Annotated in this window: 22 protein-coding genes; 11 read left to right on the top strand and 11 right to left on the bottom strand. The window is 61.2% G+C overall.

The window, feature by feature from the left end:
- Positions 1–108: 108 nt before the first annotated feature.
- Complete coding sequence (locus tag ACFZPT_RS13650) at positions 109–708, bottom strand: FMN-dependent NADH-azoreductase (RefSeq protein WP_034114781.1); 600 nt, start codon at positions 706–708, stop codon at positions 109–111.
- Between the two features lie 151 nt (positions 709–859).
- Positions 860–1,174: a hypothetical protein gene (locus tag ACFZPT_RS13645; protein WP_034099640.1), complete on the bottom strand. Its 315-nt coding sequence runs from the start codon at positions 1,172–1,174 to the stop codon at positions 860–862.
- Positions 1,175–1,223: 49 nt separating this feature from the next.
- Between ACFZPT_RS13645 and ACFZPT_RS13640 the strand changes: the two genes are divergently transcribed.
- The 5 genes from ACFZPT_RS13640 (at position 1,224) to aqpZ (ending at position 6,293) form a co-directional block, all read left to right on the top strand.
- Positions 1,224–2,147 (top strand): LysR family transcriptional regulator, encoded by a 924-nt coding sequence (locus ACFZPT_RS13640; RefSeq protein WP_034099642.1) that lies wholly within the window; start codon positions 1,224–1,226, stop codon positions 2,145–2,147.
- A 14-nt stretch (positions 2,148–2,161) separates the two neighbouring features.
- Entirely contained in the window at positions 2,162–2,962 is an 801-nt protein-coding gene (locus tag ACFZPT_RS13635) for an alpha/beta fold hydrolase (protein WP_099311961.1), read from the top strand.
- Positions 2,963–2,965: 3 nt separating this feature from the next.
- Positions 2,966–3,529 (top strand): peptidylprolyl isomerase, encoded by a 564-nt coding sequence (locus tag ACFZPT_RS13630; RefSeq protein WP_047881294.1) that lies wholly within the window; start codon positions 2,966–2,968, stop codon positions 3,527–3,529.
- 82 nt (positions 3,530–3,611) lie between these two features.
- Positions 3,612–5,444 carry an ABC transporter ATP-binding protein gene (locus ACFZPT_RS13625; RefSeq protein WP_099311959.1) on the top strand — a complete coding sequence of 611 codons (1,833 nt, stop codon included), beginning with the start codon at positions 3,612–3,614 and terminating at the stop codon, positions 5,442–5,444.
- A gap of 147 nt (positions 5,445–5,591) precedes the next feature.
- On the top strand, positions 5,592–6,293 hold the full coding sequence (aqpZ, locus tag ACFZPT_RS13620; protein WP_034099649.1) for an aquaporin Z: 702 nt from the start codon (positions 5,592–5,594) through the stop codon (positions 6,291–6,293).
- A 71-nt stretch (positions 6,294–6,364) separates the two neighbouring features.
- Here aqpZ and ACFZPT_RS13615 read toward each other — a convergent pair whose 3' ends face one another.
- From ACFZPT_RS13615 to ACFZPT_RS13605, 3 genes are all read right to left on the bottom strand, one after another.
- The gene (locus tag ACFZPT_RS13615; protein WP_034114783.1) at positions 6,365–6,613 is read right to left on the bottom strand and encodes a BrnA antitoxin family protein; all 249 of its coding nucleotides are present in this window, start codon (positions 6,611–6,613) and stop codon (positions 6,365–6,367) included.
- Between the two features lie 16 nt (positions 6,614–6,629).
- Complete coding sequence (locus ACFZPT_RS13610; protein ID WP_047881292.1) at positions 6,630–6,869, bottom strand: BrnT family toxin; 240 nt, start codon at positions 6,867–6,869, stop codon at positions 6,630–6,632.
- Between the two features lie 77 nt (positions 6,870–6,946).
- Complete coding sequence (locus ACFZPT_RS13605) at positions 6,947–8,071, bottom strand: GNAT family N-acetyltransferase (RefSeq protein WP_099312021.1); 1,125 nt, start codon at positions 8,069–8,071, stop codon at positions 6,947–6,949.
- Between the two features lie 284 nt (positions 8,072–8,355).
- On the opposite strand from ACFZPT_RS13605, the gene ACFZPT_RS13600 reads away from it, so the two are divergent.
- A complete protein-coding gene (locus ACFZPT_RS13600) occupies positions 8,356–9,678 on the top strand; it encodes a putative porin (protein WP_034099652.1) in 1,323 nt (440 codons plus the stop codon).
- 107 nt (positions 9,679–9,785) lie between these two features.
- On the opposite strand, the gene ACFZPT_RS13595 is transcribed toward ACFZPT_RS13600, so the two are convergent.
- The 5 genes from ACFZPT_RS13595 to aceK form a co-directional block, all read right to left on the bottom strand.
- Positions 9,786–10,031: a zf-HC2 domain-containing protein gene (locus ACFZPT_RS13595; protein WP_034099654.1), complete on the bottom strand. Its 246-nt coding sequence runs from the start codon at positions 10,029–10,031 to the stop codon at positions 9,786–9,788.
- A complete protein-coding gene (locus ACFZPT_RS13590; protein WP_034114785.1) occupies positions 10,025–10,639 on the bottom strand; it encodes an RNA polymerase sigma factor in 615 nt (204 codons plus the stop codon). Before ACFZPT_RS13590 ends, ACFZPT_RS13595 begins: the two co-directional genes overlap by 7 nt.
- Positions 10,640–10,655: 16 nt before the next feature.
- Entirely contained in the window at positions 10,656–11,777 is a 1,122-nt protein-coding gene (locus ACFZPT_RS13585) for a beta-ketoacyl-ACP synthase III (protein WP_034099658.1), read from the bottom strand.
- Between the two features lie 264 nt (positions 11,778–12,041).
- A complete protein-coding gene (gene hrpA, locus ACFZPT_RS13580) occupies positions 12,042–15,953 on the bottom strand; it encodes an ATP-dependent RNA helicase HrpA (protein ID WP_099311957.1) in 3,912 nt (1,303 codons plus the stop codon).
- Positions 15,954–16,053: 100 nt separating this feature from the next.
- Positions 16,054–17,769, bottom strand: a complete 1,716-nt coding sequence (gene aceK / locus ACFZPT_RS13575) for a bifunctional isocitrate dehydrogenase kinase/phosphatase (RefSeq protein ID WP_099311955.1) — start codon at positions 17,767–17,769, stop codon at positions 16,054–16,056.
- Between the two features lie 195 nt (positions 17,770–17,964).
- On the opposite strand from aceK, the gene ACFZPT_RS13570 reads away from it, so the two are divergent.
- The 3 genes from ACFZPT_RS13570 to ACFZPT_RS13560 all read left to right on the top strand — a co-directional run bounded on the left by ACFZPT_RS13570 (position 17,965) and on the right by ACFZPT_RS13560 (position 21,360).
- On the top strand, positions 17,965–18,861 hold the full coding sequence (locus tag ACFZPT_RS13570; RefSeq protein WP_099311953.1) for a DMT family transporter: 897 nt from the start codon (positions 17,965–17,967) through the stop codon (positions 18,859–18,861).
- Between the two features lie 68 nt (positions 18,862–18,929).
- A complete protein-coding gene (locus ACFZPT_RS13565; RefSeq protein ID WP_034114789.1) occupies positions 18,930–19,721 on the top strand; it encodes a CPBP family intramembrane glutamic endopeptidase in 792 nt (263 codons plus the stop codon).
- Positions 19,722–19,794: 73 nt separating this feature from the next.
- Positions 19,795–21,360 carry a PAS domain-containing methyl-accepting chemotaxis protein gene (locus tag ACFZPT_RS13560; protein WP_040269076.1) on the top strand — a complete coding sequence of 522 codons (1,566 nt, stop codon included), beginning with the start codon at positions 19,795–19,797 and terminating at the stop codon, positions 21,358–21,360.
- A gap of 93 nt (positions 21,361–21,453) precedes the next feature.
- On the opposite strand, the gene ACFZPT_RS13555 is transcribed toward ACFZPT_RS13560, so the two are convergent.
- Positions 21,454–22,146 carry an alpha/beta family hydrolase gene (locus ACFZPT_RS13555; RefSeq protein WP_099311951.1) on the bottom strand — a complete coding sequence of 231 codons (693 nt, stop codon included), beginning with the start codon at positions 22,144–22,146 and terminating at the stop codon, positions 21,454–21,456.
- Between the two features lie 78 nt (positions 22,147–22,224).
- On the opposite strand from ACFZPT_RS13555, the gene ccoN reads away from it, so the two are divergent.
- Positions 22,225–23,649 (top strand): cytochrome-c oxidase, cbb3-type subunit I, encoded by a 1,425-nt coding sequence (gene ccoN, locus ACFZPT_RS13550; protein ID WP_034138921.1) that lies wholly within the window; start codon positions 22,225–22,227, stop codon positions 23,647–23,649.
- A gap of 10 nt (positions 23,650–23,659) precedes the next feature.
- Positions 23,660–24,268 (top strand): cytochrome-c oxidase, cbb3-type subunit II, encoded by a 609-nt coding sequence (ccoO, locus tag ACFZPT_RS13545; RefSeq protein ID WP_099311949.1) that lies wholly within the window; start codon positions 23,660–23,662, stop codon positions 24,266–24,268.

Below are 24,268 nucleotides of genomic sequence, written 5' to 3'. Positions count from 1 at the left end.
GGGCAGGAGCACTCAGGAGCACAAGTGCAAAGGGAGGTTCGTTACGCGTACTTGAAGGGTTGGCGTGCAGCGATATAAACACTGCGGGATTATCTGGCGATTAAAGCTTCACACCACCTGGGCCAGCTGGGCCTTGGCGTGATTGATGCCTTTTTCCTGGAAGTCGCCGCTCAGGTTCACCCCTTCGGCATGAATAAAAGCGACCTCATGAATCCCGATAAAGCCCATGACCTGGCGCAGATACGGTTCCTGATGATCAGAGCTGGCGCCGGTATGAATGCCGCCGCGCGCGGTGAGCACAATGGCGCGCTTGCCGGTCAGCAGGCCCTGGGGCCCGGTGGGTGTGTATTTGAACGTCACGCCGGCACGCAATACGTGGTCCAGCCAGGCTTTCAAGGTGCTGGGGATGGCAAAGTTGTACATCGGCGCGGCCAGTACCAGCACGTCGGCGGCCAACAGCTCATCGGTCAATTCGTTGGAGCGGTCCAGAGAGATCTGTTCGTCGTCGTTGCGCTGTTCCGACGGTTTCATCCAGCCGCCGAGCAGGTTGGCGTCCAAATGCGGAACCGGGTTGAGGGCCACGTCGCGCACGGTGATCCGGTCCGCCGGGTGGGCGGCCTGCCATTGGCTGATGAACTGTTGAGTGAGTTGGCGGGAAATGGAATCCTGCTGGCGTGCACTGCTTTCGATGATCAGAACGTTGGACATGGCTATGTAGGCTCCATCTGAAACTGCTGTAAGTCGATGGAGAAAAGATTAACCAGGGCTCATTCGATAAAAAAGCGCAAAAAACTGCTATAACCCATCTAGAAATTTGTTGATAAGCGGAGTATCCCTGTTGGCCTGCTCCGCTGATGCGTTATTTCGGGGTGCAGGTCAGGGCGATACGCATCTTGATAATCGCGCGGTTGAATTTGACCGTGGTGTTGGTGCTCTTGCCGGCCGGTACCGAGACGGTACGCCGACGCGGCGACTCCGGACCGTTGGTGAAGACTACCGAGCACTGGGCATCGTTGGTGCCGTAGTTATTCAGTTGAATCGAACTGATATCGGCATCCACGTCGGTCGCGGTGTAGTCCACGCTCACGCCGTCGATCTTTTTGCTCACATCGATAGGGTAGGCGAACGCGCTCAACGGCAGCAGCGCCAGCAGCACACAACAGAATTTTCTCATTCGGCAGTCTCCAATAAGGACCGCCAGCTTAGGACAAGAGGAACCCATCTTGAAAGCGCCCCGCGTTACCCTCGATCAATGGCGCACGCTGCAAGCCGTGGTCGACCATGGCGGCTTCGCCCAGGCGGCCGAAGCGCTGCACCGTTCGCAGTCTTCGGTGAGCTACACCGTAGCCCGCATGCAGGACCAACTCGGCGTGCCGCTGCTGCGCATCGACGGGCGCAAGGCTGTACTCACCGACGCCGGTGAAGTGCTGTTGCGCCGCTCGCGGCAACTGGTGAAAAACGCCAGCCAGTTGGAAGACCTCGCCCACCATATGGAGCAAGGCTGGGAAGCCGAAGTGCGCCTGGTGGTGGACGCCGCCTACCCCAACGCTCGCCTGGTGCGCGCCTTGAGTGCATTTATGCCGCAAAGCCGCGGTTGCCGCGTGCGCTTGCGTGAGGAAGTGCTGTCCGGCGTCGAAGAGCTGCTGATCGAAGGCGTGGCCGACCTGGCGATTTGCGGTTTCAGTATCCCCGGCTACCTGGGCACCGAGATGAGCGATGTGGAGTTTGTCGCCGTCGCCCACCCCGAGCACGCCCTGCACCGTATGAACCGCGCGCTGAGCTTCCAGGACCTGGAAAGCCAGATGCAAGTGGTGATCCGCGACTCCGGCCGTCAGCAGCCGCGGGATGTGGGCTGGCTCGGCGCCGAACAGCGCTGGACCGTCGGCAGCCTGGCCACGGCGGCGTCCTTTGTAGGCAGCGGCCTGGGCTTTGCCTGGTTGCCACGGCACATGATCGAACGCGAACTCGCCGAGGGCGTGCTCAAGCAGCTACCTTTGGAACAGGGCGGCAGCCGCCATCCCACGTTCTACCTGTATTCGAACAAGGACAAACCCTTGGGGCCGGCCACGCAGATCCTCGTGGAATTGCTGCGCACCTTCGACACCGCTCCGTTGGACGCCCCTTTCGCCGCCCCTCGACAAGCCTGAAACGGAGTTCAAGCATGCCCTGGTTCGACCATGACGACCGCAGCCTGCACTACGAGGAATACGGCCACGGCACCCCACTGATCTTGATTCATGGCCTGGGCTCCAGCAGCCAGGACTGGGAGCTGCAGGTGCCGGTGCTGTCCCGGCATTACCGCCTGATCGTGGTAGATGTACGCGGCCATGGGCGCTCCGACAAACCTCGCGAACGCTACAGCATCCCTGGCTTCAGCGCCGATCTGAGCGCACTGATCCAACACCTCGACCTGCCGCCGGCCCATGTGGTGGGGTTGTCGATGGGTGGCATTGCGTTTCAGTTGGCGGTGGACGAGCCCGGCAGCGTCCGCAGCCTGTGCATCGTCAACAGCGCGCCTGAGGTCAAGTTGCGCAGCGCCAATGACTATTGGCAATGGACCAAACGCTGGACGCTGGCCCGGGTGCTCAGCCTGAACACCATCGGCAAGGCTCTCGGTGACCGGCTGTTTCCCAAACCGCAGCAGGCCGACCTGCGGCGCAAGATGGCCGAACGCTGGGCAAAAAACGACAAACGTGCTTATCTCGCCAGCTTCGACGCCATTGTGGGCTGGGGCGTGCAGGAACGACTGTCCAGCATCGCCTGTCCAACCCTGGTCATCAGCGCCGACCACGACTACACCCCTGTGGCGCAAAAACAAATCTATGTAAAACTGCTGCCCGATGCGCGACTGGTGGTCATCGAAGATTCCCGCCATGCCACGCCCTTGGATCAACCCGAGGTCTTTAACGCAACCCTGCTCGAATTTCTAAAGACCGTCGACACCACTGCTCAGGATCACTGACCCATGCTGAAAAAAATCGCCTTCTTTGCCGGTTCCGTTCTGTTCGCTGCCAACCTGATGGCGGCCCAGCCGGCCAAGGCGCCACACGTTTTGATCTCCACCACCAATGGTGACATTGAAGTCGAACTGGACCCGGTCAAGGCGCCGATCAGTACCAAAAACTTCCTGGACTACGTAGACAAAGGCTTTTACACCAACACCATTTTCCATCGCGTGATTCCGGGTTTCATGGTCCAGGGCGGGGGTTTCACTCCACAGATGCAGCAGAAAGACACCCAGCCGCCGATCAAGAACGAAGCCAGCAACGGCCTGCACAACGTGCGTGGCACGCTGTCGATGGCACGCACCTCCAACCCGGATTCGGCCACCAGCCAATTCTTCATCAGCGTGGCGGACAATGCGTTCCTCGACCCAGGCCGTGACGCCGGTTACGCGGTATTCGCCAAAGTGGTCAAGGGCATGGACGTGGTCGACATCATCGTCAACTCCCAGACCACCAACAAGCAAGGCATGCAAAACGTGCCGATCGACCCTGTCGTGATCAAGTCGGCCAAGCGCATCGACTGACGTCTGCAGGATGCTCCGCGCACAGCCCACAAGGCTGTGCGCGCACCTGAAAGGAGAGCCCGCTCGGCGGGCGTCAACCCCAATGCTCTATCGTCGTTTCGAACAACTGATCGATATTTTTCGCGACGCGCCCAGCGCCGCACCACCTGACAAAGTCCTACCCTTCTACCTCTACTACCTGCGCCAAGTGTGGCCGCATTTTGCCGCCCTGCTGGTGGTGGGCCTGATCGGTGCGCTGATCGAAGTCGCACTGTTCAGCTACCTGAGCCGCATCATCGACCTGGCGCAGGGCACGCCGCCGGCGAATTTTTTCCAGGAGCACAGCAGCGAGCTGATCTGGATGGCCGTGGTCGCCCTGTTGATGCGCCCGATCTTCGGCGCCCTGCATGACCTGCTGGTGCATCAAACGATCAGCCCCGGCATGACCAGCCTGATCCGCTGGCAGAACCACAGCTACGTGCTCAAACAGAGCTTGAATTTCTTCCAGAACGACTTCGCCGGGCGGATCGCCCAGCGCATCATGCAAACCGGCAACTCGCTGCGCGATTCCGCTGTGGCGGCGGTGGATGCGATCTGGCACGTCGCGATTTATGCCATCAGCTCGCTGGTGCTGTTTGCCGAAGCGGACTGGCGCCTGATGATCCCGCTGGTGACGTGGATCATCTGCTACAGCCTGGCGCTGCGGTATTTCGTGCCGCGGGTCAAAGAGCGCTCGGTGATTTCCTCCGAGGCGCGCTCCAAACTGATGGGGCGCATCGTCGATGGCTATACCAATATCACCACCTTGAAGCTGTTCGCGCACACCCAGTACGAGCAGCAATACGCCAAGGAAGCGATCATCGAGCAGACCGAAAAAACCCAGCTGGCCAGCCGTGTGGTCACCAGCATGGACATCGCGATCACCACCATGAACGGCCTGTTGATCGTCACTACCACGGGCCTGGCCCTGTGGTTATGGACGCAGTCGCTGATCTCGGTGGGCGCCATCGCCCTGGCCACGGGCCTGGTGATCCGCATCGTCAACATGTCCGGCTGGATCATGTGGGTGGTCAACGGTATTTTCGAAAACATCGGCATGGTGCAGGACGGGTTGAAGACCATCGCCCAACCGCTGGCCGTGGTCGACCGTGAAAACGCCCCGCGCCTGAGTGTGCCCCATGGCGAAGTACGCTTCGAGCAGGTGGATTTTCACTACGGCAAACAGAGCGGGATCATTGGCGGCCTGAACCTGACCATCAAGGCCGGGGAGAAAATCGGCCTGATCGGGCCGTCCGGCGCGGGCAAATCGACCTTGGTCAACCTGCTGCTGCGCCTGTACGACCTGCAAGGTGGGCGCATCCTGATCGACGGCCAGAACATCGCCGAGGTGGCCCAGGAAACCTTGCGCGAGCAGATCGGCATGATCACCCAGGACACCTCGCTGCTGCACCGCTCGATCCGCGACAACCTGCTCTACGGCAAGCCTGACGCCACCGATGAAGAACTCTGGAGCGCGATCCACAAAGCCCGCGCCGATGAATTCATCCCACTGCTGTCAGACTCCGAAGGCCGCACCGGGTTGGACGCTCACGTCGGCGAACGCGGGGTGAAACTCTCCGGTGGGCAGCGCCAGCGCATCGCCATTGCGCGGGTGCTGCTCAAGGATGCACCGATCCTGATCATGGACGAGGCCACCTCGGCGCTGGACTCGGAAGTAGAAGCAGCGATCCAGGAAAGCCTGGAAACCCTGATGCAAGGCAAAACGGTGATCGCGATTGCCCACCGCCTGTCGACCATCGCCCGCATGGACCGCTTGGTGGTGCTGGAGAAAGGCCGGATCGCCGAGAGCGGCAGCCATGCCGAACTGTTGGCCCATGGCGGGCTGTATGCGCGGCTGTGGCAGCATCAAACCGGCGGCTTCGTCGGTATCGACTGAACACAACGCTGGTTGCACCGTCCGCCTGGCACTTTGCGCTGACCATGCTGTAATTCAGTGCAGTGCCCAGACGGGCGCTGAAGTAAATCTGCAGGGAGCATCACTGATTTACTGATTCGGTAGAGCGATCTATCAAGGACGGGTTTCATGTCTTTGTTCAAGCGTTCAGTCACAGAGGGGCTGGGTACGTTTTGGCTGGTGTTGGGTGGGTGCGGCAGCGCGGTATTGGCCGCAGCGTTCCCAGCGGTTGGGATCGGGTTGCTGGGGGTGTCCCTGGCGTTCGGGCTGACGGTGTTGACCATGGCGGTCGCCATCGGCCATATCAGCGGTTGTCACCTCAACCCAGCCGTGACGGTGGGCTTGGTGGTCGGCGGGAGGTTTCCGGCCAAGGAGTTACCGGCCTATATCATCGCCCAGGTCATAGGCGGCGTAGTCGCGGCGGCATTGTTGTATATGATCGCCAGCGGCAAGCCAGGCTTCGAATTGGCGTCGGGGCTGGCTGCCAACGGGTATGGCGAGCACTCACCCGGCGGCTATTCGCTGGCGGCGGGGTTCGTCAGTGAGCTGGTGATGACGGCGATGTTCCTGGTGATCATCCTCGGCGCCACCGACCCACGCGCCCCCAAGGGTCTGGCACCCATCGCTATCGGCCTGGCGTTGACCCTGATCCACCTGATCTCCATTCCCGTGACCAACACCTCGGTCAACCCGGCGCGCAGCACAGGCCCGGCGCTGATCGTGGGTGGGTGGGCGATCCAGCAGTTGTGGTTGTTCTGGCTGGCGCCGTTGCTGGGTGCGGCGATCGGCGGTTTTATTTACGGATGGTTGGGTAAGGAGCCTCCAGCCTGACGCCCCCATACCACGATGGGCCGGGGCAGCCCTGCCGATACAGGGCAGGGCTGCATTCAATAGAGGCTGACTTAACCCTGATGGGCCTGCATGTATTGACGCAACAATTGGTTGATCCGTGTCTGGTAGCCCGTACCCTGACCTTTGAACCACTCAAGAACGTCAGCATCCAGCCGAATAGTCACCGCCTGTTTTACAGGCACACGTAACTCCGCACGTCGGAAAAATTCGGCGTCCAGCTCAGGGATGTCGCTGGTATCGATTTCTTTATCTTTCATCTTGGCCAGGCGCTCCCAATCAGTTTTGGATGTTTGCGTCATAGTATTTGGCCTCCTTCTAAGTTGCCTTTCGGGCGGAGATGATACGAATCACATCACCACACCGCTCGGTGTATACGACTACACCCATTAACCGTTTTATCCAGCCAATACAGATCCAACGCTCTTCCCCATAATCCGCTCGATCATCGCGCAAGGCCAGCATCGGATGGCGAAAAATATCGGGTACGTCATTGAAATCGATTCCGTGCTTGGAAATATTGACCTTGTTTTTTGATTCATCCCATTCAAAACGCATGGCAATGCCTGTATGTACTTTTGTACATACAAAATAGCCAATTTTACAGTTCGTTTGCCGCGACGCGCACGAACGGCTTACGCCTGCCGATACGGCAGCGCCGCCCTCGCTTCTTCGGCATAGGCCAAAACGCCTACCCCTTCACGCTCGAGAAAATCCTCCACCGCCTTTTTCAAGCCCGGATGCCGCAGGTAGTGCCATGACCGCGTGATCACCGGCTCGAACCCACGGATCAGTTTGTGCTCACCCTGGGCACCGGCGTCGAAACGTTGCAGGCCTTGGGCGATGGCGTAGTCCATGCCCTGGTAGAAACAGGTTTCGAAATGCAGGCGGTCGAATTCCGCCAGGCAGCCCCAGTAGCGGCCGTAGAAGCTGTCGCCGCCGATCAGGCTGAAAGCCATGGCCACTGGGCGTGTGCCCTGCTTGGCCAGTACCACGCGGATTGCCTCGGGCATACGTTCGGCCAGCAGGCTGAAAAAGGCGCGAGTCAGGTACGGCGCCTGGCGACGGACTGCATAGGTGTTGGCGTAACAGGCGTAGACAAAATCCCACTGCGCCTCGCTCAGTTCGTGGCCTTGCAGCCATTCGAACTCGATGCCCTGCCCCGCCACTTGCTCGCGCTCCTTACGCATCTGCTTGCGTTTGCGCGAACTCAGGGCGTCGAGGAAATCCTGAAAGTCGCGGTAGCCGCGGTTCTGCCAGTGGAATTGACAACCCAGGCGCTGCAACCAGCCCGGTTGGCCGGCCAAGGCCTCGTCAGCCAACCCGTCGGTGAAGTTGATATGCGCGCTGGAGAGCCCTTCGATTTCCAGGTAACCGGGCAGGCTGTTGAGCAGCTCAAAACCATCCTCGACGCTGGCGGCCAGCAAACGCGGGCCGCTTACCGGGCTGAACGGCACGCCTACCAGCAGTTTGGGGTAGTAATCGATACCGGCGCGCTCACAGGCATCGGCCCAGCCGTGATCGAACACGTACTCGCCATAGGAATGCCATTTGCGATAACCGGGCAGCGCCGCCACCAGTCGATCGCCCTCCCAGTGCAGCAAATGCTCCGCTTGCCAGCCTGACTGCGGGCCCAGGCTGGCACTGTCCTCCAAAGCGCTGAGGAAGGCATGTCGCACAAAGGGCTGGGCGCTCGGTAGCAGCGCATCCCATGTCTGCGGGGCGATTTCGGACAGGCTGTCCAGGCGTTGCAACGGCATCGGCATCCTCACTACATCATGGCGTGAAAGCTTCGCGAGTATCGCTTATCGCCGCGACCAGCACACCCTTGAATCGCCGGACAAGGCTCTAAACCAATAGTTCCACGCCCGAACAATTTGTCACCGACATGACATTACTTTGCCACTGTTCCGTCATAAACCACCGCGATACTGACGCCTGTTTTTAGAGCGCCTGGTTCTAGCAGGCGGTTATTTTTTCCGTCCGTCAACGGTCGGTTGTGTCCTGGATGGTTTGCCATCCCTCCCCACTTTCGGAGATTGATATGCGTCTTGCTTCCACTAAAACTGCGGCGGTCCTGTGTGGCGGCCTGTTGCTGGCCTTGAGCGTTCCGGCCAGCGCCGCAGTCGACGCTAAATTGCTCGACATGCTCAAGGCCAACGGCCAGATCACTGCGGCGCAGTACACCGAACTGCAAACCGAGTTGGCCAAAGACCAGAAAGAACAGCAGATCGCACGGCAAGCTCAACAAGAGACCAACGAACAGATCGCGGCCACCGCCAAGAAAGCCAACGAACTGAGCGTGTTCGACCAGAAGCTGGCCTGGGCCGCCAAGACGCAGTTCAAGGGTGATGTACGCTTCCGCCAGGAAACCATCAAGATCGACGGCGAACCCAACAACGGCGGGCGTGACAAGGATCGTCAGCGCATCCGTGCCCGCCTCGGCGCTTACACCGAGATCAACCCGCAAGTGGACACCGGCATCCGTATCGCCACCGGCGGCGGCGACGATGCGCGCTCCACCAACCAGGATCAGGATGGCTACTTCGACAAGAAGTCGATCTGGCTGGACCTGGGCTACATCGACTACCACCCCGACCAGATCAAGAACCTGCACGTGATCGGCGGCAAGATGCTGCAACCGTGGGTCAACATGGGCGATGTGATCTGGGATAGCGATATCAACCCTGAAGGCCTGGCCCTGACCTACAAGTACCCGCTGGGCAGCAGCGCCGAGCTGTTCGGCAGCATCGGTAACTACAACCTCAAAGACAACGTCGACGGCGACGGCGTGCAATTCCGCCACGACCTGCGCCTGACCGCCGGCCAGTTGGGCTCGCGTTTCTCGCTGACCGACAACCTGAAACTGACCGTGGGCGGCAGCGTCTACGCCTATCAGAACGATGAGGACAGCCGCTGCACCACGACCACCACGCCGTGCGCGCTGGCGGTCAACGGTAACTCGGCCAACGAAGAGTTCCGCCTGTACGAAGGTTTCAGCCAACTGGACATCGGCGGCCTGGCCGTACCGCTGTCGCTGTACGGTCAATACGTGAAAAACAACGACGCCTCCACCGATCAGGACACCGCCTGGTTGCTGGGCGCCAAGTCCAAAGTGTTCGGTTTCAACCTGGACTACAACTACCGCGACACCCAGCGTAACGCCGTGGTCGGCGCCTTCACCGACTCGGACTTCGCCAACGGCACCACCGGTTCGCGCGGTCACAAGTTCAAAGTGGGTTACGACATCGACAAGAACTTCGCGGTCGGTGCCACGTACTTCCTGACCAAGGCGGATTTCTCCAGCCGTACCCAGCGCGACGCCGACACCAACACCCTGCAGTTGGATGCCGAAGCCAAGTTCTGAAGCTAGGCGTTGTAAGCCTTGGGCCAGGAAGGCCCGAGGTGGTTGTCACAGTCTGGCGTGGGCGGGGCGATCCCCATCATCCGTTCGGCTCACCCACGCGAGCCTATTTATTTCCCGTCTTTGCGATCCTTGCGCCGCTCGTCAGCGAGCCGCTGCGCCAAGGCATCCACATTCTTGACCGGCGCGTCGGGCATCATCTTCAAGGTGGCTTGCATCAGGCGCATCTGGCGGATAAACCGGCGGCAGTTCGCGCAGAACATCAAGTGATGACGCACCATCAGGCGCTCGCGAAAGGTCAATTGCCCATCGAGATAATCACTGGAACGTGCCACTTGTTCTTTACAGGTCAGCATTCGCCGGTTTCCTCAAAATGCTCCACCGTGGCGAAGACTTTAAGCCGTGCCCGATGCAACAGCACTCGCACATTGGAGAGCGAGAGGGTCAGCAGATTACAGATTTCTTCCAACGCCAGGCCCTGGCGTTCGCGCAAGACCAACACACTGCTTTGCAGCTCGGACAAGCTCAGCAACGTATGTTCCAGGCAGTCGCGCAGTTCGTCCTCGGTGAGTAACGCCTCCGGCGTGTCCTGGTGCCAGGCATAAGGGGCGACGGCCCAGTGACCGTCATCGGGGCTGAAACGGTCGTCGCCGATGGTGCCGTGGGGCGAAGGCAAATCGTCGAGCAGCACCTCCCGACGATTCTGCTTGTAACGGCCCTTGGCGGCATTGGCGGTGATGGTCAGCAACCAGGTCTTGAGGCTGGAACGCCCCTCGAACTTCGCCAGGTTGCGCACCACCGACAGCCAGGCGTCCTGTACCACTTCATCGGCATGGCGCTGGCCGACGATGGCATAAGCCACCGCCCGCATCGCGCTCTGATAGGTGCTAACCAGTTCTTTGTAAGCCTGCTGCTCGCCCTTGAGCAGGCGTTCAAGCAGGTGCGCGTCGTCCGCTGCAGCCATTAAAGACTCCGGTTATTCAGCGCTTGCGCAGGATGACACTGCCGATCGAATAACCCGCGCCGAACGAACTGAGCACGGCAACCGAGCCCTTGGGCAAGTCGTCCTGGTAAGTGTGAAACGCAATCACGGAACCGGCCGAACTGGTGTTGGCGTAGGTATCGAGAATCACCGGCGCCTCTTGCACCGTGGCTTCGCGGCCCAGCAGTTTCTTCACGATCAGGTGGTTCATGCTCAGGTTGGCCTGGTGCAGCCAGAAGCGCTTCACATCCGCCACATTCAGCTGGTTTTCTTGCAGGTGCACGCCAATCAGCTCAGCGACCATCGGGCATACGTCGCGGAACACCTTGCGGCCTTCCTGCACGAACAGCTTGTCCGGCGCACCGATGCCTTCCGGCGCCGCGCGATTGAGAAAGCCGAAGTTGTTGCGGATGTTGTTGGAGAACTTGGTCAGCAGCTTGGTGCTGACCACGTCGAATTGATGCTCAGAGGTGGCCAGGTCGGCACGCTCCAGGATCACCGCCGTGGCGGCATCGCCGAAGATGAAATGGCTGTCGCGGTCACGAAAGTTCAGGTGACCGGTGCAAACTTCCGGGTTGACCATCAGGATCGCCCGGGCCTGGCCCAGCTGGATGCTGTTGGCGGCATTCTGGATGCCGAACGTAGCGGAAGAACAGGCCACGTTCATATCGAAACCAAAGCCTGCGATACCCAGGGCTTCCTGGACTTCAATGGCGATGGCCGGGTAAGCGCGCTGCAGGTTGGAGCAGGCGACGATCACACCGTCAATGTCGGCGGCGGTCTTACCGGCGCGTTGCAGGGCCTGTTCAGCGGCACCGACGGCCATCTGGCAGAGCACCGACCACTCGTCGTTACTGCGCTCCGGCAGGCTCGGGGTCATGCGCTGGGGGTCGAGAATGCCGTCCTTGTCCATCACGAAGCGGCTTTTGATACCCGATGCTTTCTCGATAAAGGCCGCGCTGGACTCGGTCAGCGCTTGCACATCGCCGCGCTCGATGGCGGCGGCGTTGTCGCTGTTGAACTGATGCACGTAGGTATTGAAAGACTGCACCAGCTCTTCGTTGGAGATGCTGTTGGCCGGGGTGTACAGGCCAGTGCCGCTGATGACGACGTTATGCACGGTCGTTCCTCTAAATCTGTCAGGCAGAAGATATTGGTACCGTCGTACCAAACTGTAAGTAGTCCGATTCCGCACCGCGGACACCAAACTGGCATCGCTTTATTCCATCGCGCCGCAGACTTCTGCGACGATCCCGGCATTTATAGCGGCGAAGTTTGCCACAAACACCGGGATTTGGCGCCATCTGCCAGCGGGTTTCAATAGGAGAGGCGCCACGCCCCCTCTCCTATTTTAATCTGCCTGCCTGGCCGACCGAAAAAGGGATCAGGCCTCGACCAGGCTCCACTGCTTGCTCAATCGCTTGTCGGAAATCGGCACCTTGGTTCCAAGCTGTTGGGCAAACAGTGACACGCGGTATTCCTCCAGCCACCAGCGGTAAAGCTCCAGTTGCGGGTCGCGCTTGCCTTCTTGGGTGTGTTTGTTCAGGCGGTTCTGGTACTGCGTCCACAGGCCGCTGAGTTCACCGCTCCACACTCGATCTTTCTGTACCTGGCTCGGTAGCTTCTCCAGACGCAATTCGATGGCCTTGAGGTAGCGCGGCAGTTCCTTGAACCATTGCGCCGGCGTTTCACGTACGAAGCCTGGGTACACCAGGTTGCTCAGTTGCTGTTTGATGTCGTTCAACGCCACGGCCTGGGCCAGATCGATCTTGCCTTTGAAGCGCTTTTGCAGGCCGTGCCAGAGTTTCAGCACATCCAGGGTCAGGCGCGCCAGGCGCTCGGCGTGTTCGGTCCAGCCGCTGCGCTTGCGCTCGGCCAGGGCCGCCAGGCCGGCGCCGTCGCGCGGCAGGCTGGCTTCGCCTTCCAACACACAGCTGTCGAGGCTGGCCAACAGGATGTCCTCGACCAGAGCGTCGATACGCCCCAGTTCGCGGTACATCAGCCCCAGTTCGGTAAGACCAGGCAACTTGCCGCGCAGGAATTTTGCCGGTTCCGCCAGCTGCTGCATCAAGAGGCGCTGCAAAGCGCGACGGTGCTGGAACTCTGCCTCGGCGGCGGTTGAAAAACGCCCTTCCTTGACCGTGCCGTTCTCTTCCACCAGCGCCGGGTACACCGTCATGGACAGCCCGGCGATGTTCTGCTGGGTCTTCTCGGCCACCGCCGCGAACACCTTGGCCTCCACCGGTTGTTGGCTTTTCGCGGTCTGCGGCACGGCGAGCGCGGCTTGGCTGGCTTCGGCGAAGCGTGCGGTCAGTTCGGCCAGGTCGCGCCCTTCACCGAGGAACTTGCCCTGGCCGTCGACCACTTCCAGATTCATCTTCAGGTGGTTTTCCACCTGCTGCGCCGCTTCGGCCCAGGCTTCGTCACTGACCCGCGCACCGGTCATGCGCAGCAGTTCGCGCCCCAGCGCCTGGGGCAGCGAGCCCTGGCCGAACTCGATACGTTGCAGCGCGGCCTTGACGAAGTCCGGCACCGGCACAAAGTTCTTGCGCAACGCTTTGGGCAGGTTGCGCACCAGCGCGATGCACTTGGCTTCGATCAAACCTGGCACCAGCCATTCCAGGCGCTCGGCGGGCAACGCCGGCAACAGCGGCGCCGGCACGCGCAAGGTCACACCGTCGCGCGGGTGGTTGGGTTCGAAGTGGTAACTCAAGGCCAGGGCCAGATCGCCCAAGTGCAAGGTGTCGGGGTAATGCGCGGCGGTGACTTCGCTGGCCTCGCGGGCCAGCACGTCCTCCTCGCGCATGATCAGCAATTGCGGATCTTTCTGGCTGTTGATCTTGTACCAGCTGTCGAAGGTCGCGGTCTGGTGGATTTCCGCCGGCAAGCGCGCGTCGTAGAAGGCGTACAGGGTTTCTTCGTCGGCCAGGATATCGCGACGGCGGGCCTTGGCTTCCAGTTCGTCGAGCTGCTCCAGCAAGCGCTGGTTGGCGCTGAGGCACCTGGCGCGGGACTGAATCTCGCCGCGCACCAAACCTTCGCGGATAAACAATTCCCGTGAGACGACCGGGTCGACCGGGCCGTAATGCACCGGCCGGCGGCCGACCACAATCAGCCCGAACAGGGTGATTTGCTCAAAGGCCACGACCTGGCCGCGCTTCTTCTCCCAATGGGGCTCGAAGTGGTTCTTCTTGATCAAGTGCCCGGCCAACGGCTCGATCCAGTCGGCGTCGATCTTGGCCACCATGCGCGCATACAGCTTGGTGGTTTCCACCAGTTCGGCGGTCATCAGCCATTGCGGGCGCTTTTTGCCGATGCCCGAGGACGGGTGGATCCAGAAGCGCCGCTGACGCGCCCCGAGGTAATCGCCGTCTTCGGTCTTCTGGCCGATCTGGCTGAGCAGACCAGACAACACGGCTTTGTGCAGTTTCGGGTAGTCCGCCGGGTCTTTATTGATGGCCAACTGCATATCGCGGCAAATCAGGCTCAACTGCCGATGGGAGTCGCGCCACTCGCGCAGGCGCAAATAGTTGAGGAAGTTTTTGCGGCACCAGTTGCGCAGCGGGCTGGCGGTCAGTTCCTGGCGCTGCTCTTCAAAGCCGCGCCACAGATTGACCAAGCCGGCGAAGTCCGAATCCGGGTCTTTCCACTGCGCGTGGGCCTGGTCGGCGGCCTGTTGGCGCTCCGGTGGGCGCTCGCGCGGGTCCTGGATCGACATGGCACTGGCGACGATCAGCACTTCCTGCAAACTGCCGAGCTTGGCCGCTTCCAGTAGCATGCGGCCCATGCGCGGGTCCACCGGCAGGCGCGCCAACTGGCGGCCCAGTGGGGTCAACTGGCTGTTTCGGTCCACCGCCGACAGCTCTTGCAGCAGATTGAAACCGTCACTGATGGCCTTGCCGTCCGGCGGTTCGATAAACGGGAAGTCGGTAATTTCGCCCAGGCGCAGGTGCAGCATTTGCAGGATCACCGCGGCGAGGTTGGTGCGCAGGATTTCCGGGTCGGTGAATTCCGGACGGCCGATAAAATCCTCTTCGCTGTACAAACGCACGCAGATGCCCGGCTCAACCCGACCGCAGCGGCCCTTACGCTGGTTGGCGCTGGCCTGGGAAATCGCTTCGATGGGCAGGCGCTGCACCTTGGCGCGGTAGCTGTAGCGACTGATGCGCGCCGTGCCGCTGTCGATCACATAGCGAATGCCCGGCACCGTCAGCGAGGTCTCCGCGACGTTGGTCGCCAGCACCACGCGACGGCCCGGATGGGATTGGAAAATCCGCTGCTGCTCGGCCGGCGACAGGCGCGCATACAACGGCAGAATTTCGGTGTGCTTGAGCTGGGCCTTGCGCAGCATGTCGGCGGCGTCGCGAATCTCGCGCTCGCCCGGCAGGAACACCAACACGTCGCCGGGGCTACGCCGTTCGCTGCGCTCGTAGGCGGCGATTTCATCGAGGGTGGCGAGGATCGCCTGGTCGACGGTGAGGTCGTCCTCGACACGGTTGCCCTCCTCGTCCTGCTCCAGGGTCAGCGGGCGGTACCAAGTCTCCACCGGGAACGTTCGGCCCGATACCTCCACGATCGGCGCATCGTCGAAGTGCTTGGAGAAGCGCTCCAGGTCGATGGTGGCCGAAGTGATGATCACTTTGAGGTCGGGGCGACGCGGCAACAGGGTCTTGAGGTAGCCGAGCAGGAAGTCGATGTTCAGGCTGCGTTCGTGGGCTTCGTCGACGATGATCGTGTCGTAGCGTTCCAGATAACGGTCGTTCTGGGTTTCCGCCAGCAGGATGCCGTCGGTCATCAGCTTGATCAGGGTGTTGGCGTCGCTCTGGTCTTCGAAACGGACCTGGTAACCGACCAGCGCGCCGAGGGGCGTGGCCAGTTCTTCGGCGACGCGGCTGGCCACGCTACGCGCAGCGATCCGGCGTGGCTGGGTATGGCCAATCAGGCCGTACTGGCCACGACCGATCTCCAGGCAGATCTTCGGCAGCTGGGTGGTCTTACCCGAGCCGGTTTCGCCGGCAATGATCAACACCTGGTGCTTGCTCAGCGCGGCCTTGATCTCATCGCGCTTGGCGGCGATGGGCAGGCTGTCGTCATAGCGGATCACTGGCAGGCTGGCGCGCCGCGCCGTCACCTGGGCACAGGAGGCCTGCATGCGCGCGACCCACTGCGCCAACTTTTCCTCGTCGGGTTTCTTGCGCAGCTCAAGCAACTGCCGGCGCAAGCGGTGGCGGTCGGCGAGCATGGCGTGATCGAGGTTTTTGAGCAGTTGGTCGATAGTGGGCGCTTGGTCAGTCATCTGGTACGTGAGGGCCGTCTATTTATGCAGGGCGCCGATTGTGGCAGAAAAACGGGGGTTAGCGGCAAGCTTCAAGCGGCCAGCAAGGGCCGCTTGAAACTTACGGCTGGCCCTTTCTCCTGTAAGGAAACACATCGATCACCTTCCCCGCCCGAATCGCCTCTTGCAGGCCCTTCCAATAATCCGCGTTGTACAACTCGCCATGCAGTTCATTGAATAGCTTGCGCTGGCCGATGTCGGCAAACAGGAACGGCGGGAACTCCTCCGGGAACACGTCCAGCGGCCCGATGGAGTACCAGGGCTCGGAGGCCATTTCATCCTCGGGTGTACGCGGGGCGGGAATGTGGCGGAAGTTGGCCTCGGTGAGAAAGCAGATTTCGTCGTAGTCGTAGAACACCACGCGGCCGTGACGGGTGACGCCGAAGTTCTTGAGCAGCATGTCACCGGGGAAAATATTCGCCGCCGCCAACTGCTTGATGGCCAGGCCGTAATCCTCCAGGGCTTCGCGTACCTGTGCGGGGTTGGCGTTTTCCAGGTAGAGGTTGAGCGGGGTCATGCGCCGTTCGGTCCAGCAGTGGCGGATCAGCACGGTGTCGCCTTCCACTTCGACGGTACCGGCGGCCACGTCCAGCAGTTCGCCCAGGCAATCAGGGTCGAACTTACTCAAAGGAAAGCGAAAATCGGCGAACTCTTGGGTATCGGCCATGCGCCCCACGCGGTCGACGCTTTTAACCAGGCGGTACTTTTCGATCACGGTGGCGCGGTTGACGTTTTTCGACGGTGAGAAACGGTCCTTGATGATCTTGAACACGGTGTTGAAGCCCGGCAGGGTGAACACGCTCATGACCATGCCGCGCACGCCGGGGGCCATGATGAACTGGTCGTCCGTGGTGGCCAGGTGGTTGATCAGCGCGCGGTAGAACTCCGACTTGCCGTGCTTATAGAAACCGATGGAAGTGTACAACTCGGCAATGTGCTTGCCCGGCAGAATGCGCTTGAGAAACCCGACGAATTCCGCCGGCACCGGCACATCCACCATGAAGTAGGAACGGGTGAACGAGAAGATGATCGACACCTCGGCCTCATCGGTGATCAGCGCATCGATGCGGATGCCCTGCCCTTCGCGGTGCAGCAGCGGAATCACCAGCGGCCATTGCTCATCGCGGGTATAGATGCGCCCGACCAGGTAGGCCCCTTTATTGCGGTACAGCACCGACGAAAACAGCTCGACTTTGAGGTCCGGGTCTTTGCACACCCAGTCCGGCAAGTTCTCCCGCAGTTGGGCTTCGAGTCGGTGCAAGTCGGCCGCCAGGTCGGCATAGGGCTCGCTGAAGCGGTAGTCCTCGACGATCTGCGCGAGCATCTCGGCAATCTGCCCGGCCGGCGCGTAGACACGGGTTTGCGCCGCGCGCGCGCGGCGCAGGCTGGGCCGGGTGGTGTGGATAAACATGCAGCCGTCGCTGATCAGGTCGTGGCTGAACAGGCCGCAGAAGATCGAGTTGTACCAAGTCTCGGACAATTCATCGTCGAAACGCAGGTCGATCAGGCCGATATAGGCGCTTTTCACCAAAGGCCATAGGTCGATGTCCAGCAAATCGGCGGCCTCGAACCCAGCGCGCAGCCGCGTGGTGACTTCGCCGACCTTTTCTTCATACAGGTTGATCCGCGCCGCCGATGCCGCTTGGCCCAGCTGCCATTGGGCCTTTTCGAAACGCTCGCGCGCACCATCGGTGATCTGACGAAAGTGTTCGCGGTAGTCATCGAAGCCCTCAAGGATGGTGCGGGCGATGGCAAGGGCGGGCGTGGGCTGCGACATGCGGGAAACCTCGAACGGGCATCGGGAAGCCCTGAGCTTAGCCAGTGCGGGAACCCAGGAGAAGAAGGATTTTCGGCGCAGTTGGATTCAACCAGACAAAAAACCAGTGCGCACCCTGCCGTGTCTGTAATCAGGGATTGTGCCGCGCGGGCCGCTGGGCAACACTCGCCGGCTTATTCGCGTAGGAAGTTTTCCGTGAGACCTGTCGACACCCTCTACCTGCTGGGACTGGCCGCTATCTGGGGCGCGAGTTTCTTGTTTATGCGCATCATTGCGCCGGAAATCGGTACGCTGCCCACCGCGTTCTTCCGCGTATCGATCGCCGCCGCCGGCTTGCTGGTAATGCTGGCCGTGATGCGGGTGAAATGGGATTTCCAGGGTAAATTCAGAACCGTCCTGCTGCTGGGGGTGATCAATTCCGGGATCCCCGCCACCATGTACTCGGTGGCCGCCCAAGTGCTGCCGGCCGGCTATTCGGCGATTTTCAACGCCACCACGCCGCTGATGGGCGTGTTGATCGGCGGGTTGTTCTTCAGCGAACGCCTGACCCCGTCGAAAATCGCCGGCGTGTGCCTGGGCCTGCTGGGCGTGGCCGTGCTGACCCGCGCCGGGCCGGTGGCGTTCGACCTGACCCTGCTGATGGGTGCCCTTGCCTGCCTGCTGGCCACCACCTGTTATGGCTTTGCCGGGTTCCTGGCACGCCGCTGGCTGGATCGACGCGGCGGCCTGGACAGCCGCCTCGCCGCTCTAGGCAGCATGCTCGGCGCGACCTTGTTTCTACTGCCATTCTTCGCCGTCAGTGCCCTATATCAGCCACCGGCCAGTTGGGGCGGTTGGCAGGTCTGGGCATCGCTGCTGGGGCTCGGGTTGGTGTGTACGGCGTTTGCCTACGTGCTGTACTTCCGCTTGCTGACGGCCATCGGGCCGGTGCGCTCGATGACCACCACATTCCTGATCCCGCCGTTTGGCGTGCTGTGGGGTGCCTTATTGCTGGATGAGCCGCTGTCCATGGCTCATCTATATGGTGGGGTGTTGATCGCGGGCGCGCTGTGGCTGGTATTACGGGTAGGGAAACTGGCCAAGACCTTGTAGGCAGGTTTCATGCGGGGAGCCAGGGACGGTCGTTATACTGCCGCCCGGTATTTTCAAGGATTCCCCCCATGCTGACCCTGCCCTGGCTGTACCTGGCACTGCTTTCCATCGGCTATGTAATGGCCCTGGTTTACGGACAATTGGGTGCACTGGCGTTGGTGTCAGTCGCCCTGCTGCTGGTCGCCGGCTACGCCGTGCGCCAACAACGCACACCCTGGGCGCGCTACCTGGGCCACGGCCTGTTTATCGTATTGGCGCTGGGCCTGGCGATGCATTGGTTGCCGGGCTTCTATAACGGCCGCGGGATCGACCCGCAACGCTTCACCCCCGATGCAGTGCCGTTCTCGATGTACCTGAATCAGGACAAACCTCTGATCGGCTTCTGGCTGCTGCTGGCCTGCCCCTGGATCGTGGCGCGGCGCGCGTTGCGCCTGTCGATCTGTGTCACCGCCCTAGCCTTGACCCTCACCGCCATCGCGGCCCTGGGCGGCGCGGCGCTGCTTGGCATCATCAGTTGGGCACCGAAATGGCCGGATCCGGCGTGGCTGTGGGTGCTCAATAATCTGCTGTTGGTCACGCTGGTGGAAGAAGCGCTGTTCCGTGGCTACATTCAAGGCGGCTTGAGCCGGCGCTTCAAGCACCTGCCCTATGGCGACAACCTCGCGCTGTTGTTGGCGTCGCTGCTATTCGGCCTGGTGCACCTGGGGGCGGGGTGGCACTGGGTGCTGCTGGCGAGCATTGCCGGGGTCGGTTACGGCTTGGCATACCGGTTTGGCGGCCTCGGGGCGGCGATTGCCACGCACTTTGGCTTGAACCTGCTTCACTTCGGCTTGTTTACCTATCCGATGCTGGCCGGTTGATTGTTGCAAAAATAAGTTAAATAAACCCCCGTGCCGGTCGATACCCCCTGAAAGCCTTGCGGATTGAACAATCATGCGTAATAACCAGCCCGTTACCCAGCGCGAACGTACCTTCCCCGCTCAGCAACGGTTGATCTCCACCACGGATGCCAAGGGCGTGATCACTTACTGCAACGACGCGTTTGTCGAGATCAGTGGGTTCAGCCGTGAAGAACTGCTGCGCGCCCCGCACAACCTGGTACGTCACCCGGATGTTCCGGCGGCAGTGTTCGCGCACATGTGGACGACGCTCAAACAAGGCTTGCCATGGATGGGCATTGTCAAGAACCGCTGCAAGACCGGCGATCATTACTGGGTGAATGCCTATGTAACGCCGATTTTCGATGGCAACCAGGTGGTCGGCTACGAATCGGTGCGGGTCAAACCCACCGCCGAGCAGATCCGCCGGGCCGAAGCGCTCTACCAACGCATCAACCAGGGCAAGTCGGCGATTCCACAGCGCGACAAGTGGCTACCGGTGCTTCAGGACTGGGTGCCTTTTATTCTGGTGAGCCAGTTGAGCTTTATGATTGGGGCCTGGCTTAACTCCCACTGGGGTTTTGCCTTGGCCGCGGCGCTGTCGGTGCCCTTGGGCCTGCTGGGCCTGAGCTGGCAACAGCGCGGCCTCAAGCGCCTGCTGCGCCTGGCCGAGCAGACCACGTCCGACCCGTTGATCGCGCAGATGTACACCGACAGCCGTGGCGCCCAGGCGCGTCTGGAGATGTCGATCCTCAGCCAGGAGGCGCGTCTGAGGACGTGTCTGACCCGCTTGCAAGACACTGCCGAGCACCTCAACGATCAGGCGTCGCAGTCCAATACCCTGGCGCATAACAGCTCCAGCAGCCTGGAGCGCCAGCGCGTCGAAACCGAACAAGTGGCCACCGCCGTCAACCAGATGGCCGCGACCACCCAGGAAGTGGCCAGCCACGTGCAGCGCACCGCCGATGCCACCCAGGAAGCCAATCGCCTGACCGGTCGCGGCCGCGATATCGCCGGGGAAACCCGCGAGGCGATTCAGCGCTTGTCCACCGCCGTGGGTGAAACCGGTGTCACCGTGACCCAACTGGCCAAGGACAGCGATGAAATCGGTGGCGTGGTCGATGTGATCAAAGGCATTGCCGACCAGACCAACCTGCTGGCGCTGAACGCCGCCATTGAAGCGGCGCGTGCCGGTGAAATGGGTCGAGGCTTTGCCGTAGTGGCCGACGAGGTTCGCCAACTGGCGCAACGTACCGCCGAGTCTACCGGGCAGATCCATACCTTGATCGCCAAGCTGCAACAAACCGCCAGCGCGGCCGTGCAGACCATGGATGCCGGGCATCGCCAGGCCGAAGAAGGCGTGGCACGGGTAATGGAAGCGGATCAGGCGCTGGTGGGCATCAGCGAAGCGGTGGCGCACATCACCGATATGACCAGCCAGATCGCCGCCGCGACCGAGGAGCAAAGCTCGGTGGCTGAGGAGATCAGCCGCAATATCAGCACCATTGCACTGCTGGCCGATCAAACCTCGGAACAGGCCCTGAACTCGGCGCAATTGAGTGAAGACCTGACCCATACAGCTAATAGCCAGTATTCCTTGGTCGAACGTTTCAACCGATAGACCGCTATCGGGAGCAAGCCCCCTCCCACAGTTAACCGCGTACATCCCTTGGAATGCGGTCGAATGTGGGAGGGGGCTTGCTCCCGATTGGCCCTAACAGACGCTGAGAAACTCAGCCACCTGCACGGTCGCAGCCTCCAAATGCTGCTCATGCGTAAACCCCGAAGCCTTCAACGGCTTCAAGTCGTGATCCCCCGCCTCCAGCCACATCACCTCGATACTCGGCGATAACGCATAAGTCTCTACCGCGGCCCGATTACCCAAAGCATCGCGCTCACCTTGCACGATCAAGGTCGGGCTCTTCAGCTCGGCCAAATGTTCGACCCGAGGCTTCTGCGGCTTGCCCACCGCATAAAACGGATACCCCAGGCACACCAACCCATCGGCGCCCAGTTCGTCGGCCACCAGACTGGCCATGCGCCCGCCCATGGACTTGCCACCGATGGCCACAGACCCAGCGACATGACGCCGCACCTCGGCATACACCTCACGCCAGGCCTGCAGCAGTTTCGGTGCCGGGTTAGGTGGGCGTTTGCCGCCGTCGAGCCGGCGCTGAGCCATATAGGGAAACTCGAAGCGCAACACGTTCACGCCTTGTGCGGCAAGGCGTGCAGCCATGTCGTTCATAAAGGTTGAGTCCATTGGCGCGCCGGCGCCGTGGGCCAGGATCAGCGTGATCGGCCCGCCCGAGGGCGCGTTGGACGCGACATCCCACAACCAGCCATGTTCCCGCGCACACTGCGCCCATTGATCCCCGTCAATACTGGCCTTGTGCTCTTTGCCCATGCTTGCCTCGCTATTTAGTCTGCCTATAACTCCAGCCCAAGTGCCGCTCGGCTTGGGTTGAACCGTGGATGGGGAACCATGAACACTACATTAAGTACCGCCTATAACTACAAGGTGGTCCGCCAATTCGCCATTATGACGGTGGTGTGGGGCATCGTCGGCATGGGGCTCGGGGTTTTTCTCGCCGCCCAATTGGTTTGGCCCGCGCTCAACTTCGATTTGCCCTGGACCAGCTTTGGCCGTTTACGCCCATTGCATACCAACGCGGTGATCTTCGCGTTCGGTGGCTGTGCGCTATTCGCCAGCTCCTTCTACTCGGTGCAGCGCACCTGCCAGACCCAGCTGTTCGCGCCGAAACTCGCCGCGTTCTGCTTCTGGGGCTGGCAGCTGGTGATCCTGCTCGCCGCAATCACCTTGCCGCTGGGCTACACCAGCTCCAAGGAATACGCCGAGCTGGAATGGCCGATCGACATCTTGATCACCATCGTCTGGGTGGCCTACGCCATTGTGTTCTTCGGCACCGTGGCCAAGCGCAACACCAAGCACATCTACGTCGGTAACTGGTTCTTCGGTGCGTTCATCATCACCGTGGCCATCCTGCATATCGTCAACAACCTGGAAATCCCAGTCAGCCTGACCAAGTCCTACTCGCTGTACGGCGGTGCGACGGATGCCATGGTGCAGTGGTGGTATGGGCACAACGCGGTAGGCTTTTTCCTCACCGCCGGTTTCCTCGGCATGATGTATTACTTCGTGCCCAAGCAAGCCGAGCGTCCGGTGTACTCCTATCGCCTGTCCATCGTGCACTTCTGGGCGCTGATCACCCTGTATATCTGGGCCGGTCCGCACCACCTGCACTACACCGCACTGCCGGACTGGGCACAGTCCCTGGGCATGGTGATGTCGCTGGTTCTGCTGGCGCCAAGCTGGGGCGGCATGATCAACGGCATGATGACCCTCTCGGGCGCCTGGCATAAATTGCGCAGCGACCCGATCCTGCGCTTCCTGGTGGTGTCCCTGGCGTTCTACGGCATGTCGACCTTCGAAGGTCCGATGATGGCGATCAAGACCGTCAACTCGCTATCCCACTACACCGACTGGACCATCGGCCACGTACACGCCGGCGCTCTCGGTTGGGTGGCGATGATCTCCATCGGCGCGCTGTATCACATGATCCCGAAAGTCTTCGGCCGCGAGCAGATGTACAGCCTTGGCCTGATCAACGCGCACTTCTGGCTGGCCACCATCGGCACCGTGCTCTACATCGCCTCGATGTGGGTCAACGGCATTGCCCAAGGCCTGATGTGGCGTGCGATCAACGACGACGGCACCTTGACCTACTCCTTCGTCGAGACCCTGGTGGCCAGCCACCCAGGCTTCATCGTGCGGCTGGTGGGCGGCGCGGTGTTCCTCAGCGGCATGTTGCTGATGGCTTACAACACATGGCGCACCGTGCGCTCGGCACAACCTGTCGAAGCCGCCCCTGTCGCGCAGATGGCCTGAGGAGTCAGTGATGAAACACGAAACGATTGAAAAGAACGTCGGCCTGATGATGCTGCTGATGGTGCTCGCCGTGAGCATCGGCGGCCTGACCCAGATCGTCCCGCTGTTCTTCCAGGACGTGACCAACAAGCCGGTCGAAGGCATGAAGCCCTACACCGCGCTGCAACTGGAAGGCCGCGACATCTACATCCGCGAAGGCTGCGTGCAATGCCACTCGCAGATGATCCGCCCGTTCCGCGCCGAAACCGAACGCTACGGCCACTACTCGGTCGCCGGCGAAAGCGTGTGGGACCACCCGTTCCTGTGGGGCTCCAAGCGCACCGGCCCGGACCTGGCGCGCGTCGGCGCACGTTACTCCGACGACTGGCACCGTGCGCACTTGTACAACCCGCGCAACGTGGTGCCTGAGTCGAAAATGCCGGCCTACCCGTGGCTCGTCACGGCGCCGGTCGACAGCAGCCACACCGAGACCAAGTTGAACGTAATGCGCACCCTCGGCGTGCCGTACACCGACGGCGACATCAAGGGCGCCGTGGCCAGCCTCAAGGGCAAAACCGAGATGGACGCGCTGGTCTCGTACCTGCAAGTGCTCGGCACTGCCATCAAGAGCAAGAGGTGA

Source organism: Pseudomonas sp. MD330_10, assembly GCF_042610415.1.
Taxonomy (GTDB): Bacteria; Pseudomonadota; Gammaproteobacteria; order Pseudomonadales; family Pseudomonadaceae; genus Aquipseudomonas; species Aquipseudomonas rhodesiae.
The sequence above is the reverse complement of the archived record's forward strand: the minus strand, read 5'-3'. Positions and strand labels throughout refer to the sequence as shown.

What these genes read in the sequence shown, in the direction of transcription:
- ACFZPT_RS13650 (WP_034114781.1), bottom strand. Translation starts at nt 708, where the DNA reads ATGTCCAACGTTCTGATCATCGAAAGCAGTGCACGCCAGCAGGATTCC.
- ACFZPT_RS13645 (WP_034099640.1), bottom strand. Translation starts at nt 1,174, where the DNA reads ATGAGAAAATTCTGTTGTGTGCTGCTGGCGCTGCTGCCGTTGAGCGCG.
- ACFZPT_RS13635 (WP_099311961.1), top strand. Translation starts at nt 2,162, where the DNA reads ATGCCCTGGTTCGACCATGACGACCGCAGCCTGCACTACGAGGAATAC.
- ACFZPT_RS13630 (WP_047881294.1), top strand. Translation starts at nt 2,966, where the DNA reads ATGCTGAAAAAAATCGCCTTCTTTGCCGGTTCCGTTCTGTTCGCTGCC.
- ACFZPT_RS13625 (WP_099311959.1), top strand. Translation starts at nt 3,612, where the DNA reads ATGCTCTATCGTCGTTTCGAACAACTGATCGATATTTTTCGCGACGCG.
- aqpZ (WP_034099649.1), top strand. Translation starts at nt 5,592, where the DNA reads ATGTCTTTGTTCAAGCGTTCAGTCACAGAGGGGCTGGGTACGTTTTGG.
- ACFZPT_RS13615 (WP_034114783.1), bottom strand. Translation starts at nt 6,613, where the DNA reads ATGACGCAAACATCCAAAACTGATTGGGAGCGCCTGGCCAAGATGAAA.
- ACFZPT_RS13610 (WP_047881292.1), bottom strand. Translation starts at nt 6,869, where the DNA reads ATGCGTTTTGAATGGGATGAATCAAAAAACAAGGTCAATATTTCCAAG.
- ACFZPT_RS13605 (WP_099312021.1), bottom strand. Translation starts at nt 8,071, where the DNA reads ATGCCGTTGCAACGCCTGGACAGCCTGTCCGAAATCGCCCCGCAGACA.
- ACFZPT_RS13600 (WP_034099652.1), top strand. Translation starts at nt 8,356, where the DNA reads ATGCGTCTTGCTTCCACTAAAACTGCGGCGGTCCTGTGTGGCGGCCTG.
- ACFZPT_RS13595 (WP_034099654.1), bottom strand. Translation starts at nt 10,031, where the DNA reads ATGCTGACCTGTAAAGAACAAGTGGCACGTTCCAGTGATTATCTCGAT.
- ACFZPT_RS13590 (WP_034114785.1), bottom strand. Translation starts at nt 10,639, where the DNA reads ATGGCTGCAGCGGACGACGCGCACCTGCTTGAACGCCTGCTCAAGGGC.
- hrpA (WP_099311957.1), bottom strand. Translation starts at nt 15,953, where the DNA reads ATGACTGACCAAGCGCCCACTATCGACCAACTGCTCAAAAACCTCGAT.
- aceK (WP_099311955.1), bottom strand. Translation starts at nt 17,769, where the DNA reads ATGTCGCAGCCCACGCCCGCCCTTGCCATCGCCCGCACCATCCTTGAG.
- ACFZPT_RS13565 (WP_034114789.1), top strand. Translation starts at nt 18,930, where the DNA reads ATGCTGACCCTGCCCTGGCTGTACCTGGCACTGCTTTCCATCGGCTAT.
- ACFZPT_RS13560 (WP_040269076.1), top strand. Translation starts at nt 19,795, where the DNA reads ATGCGTAATAACCAGCCCGTTACCCAGCGCGAACGTACCTTCCCCGCT.
- ACFZPT_RS13555 (WP_099311951.1), bottom strand. Translation starts at nt 22,146, where the DNA reads ATGGGCAAAGAGCACAAGGCCAGTATTGACGGGGATCAATGGGCGCAG.
- ccoN (WP_034138921.1), top strand. Translation starts at nt 22,225, where the DNA reads ATGAACACTACATTAAGTACCGCCTATAACTACAAGGTGGTCCGCCAA.
- ccoO (WP_099311949.1), top strand. Translation starts at nt 23,660, where the DNA reads ATGAAACACGAAACGATTGAAAAGAACGTCGGCCTGATGATGCTGCTG.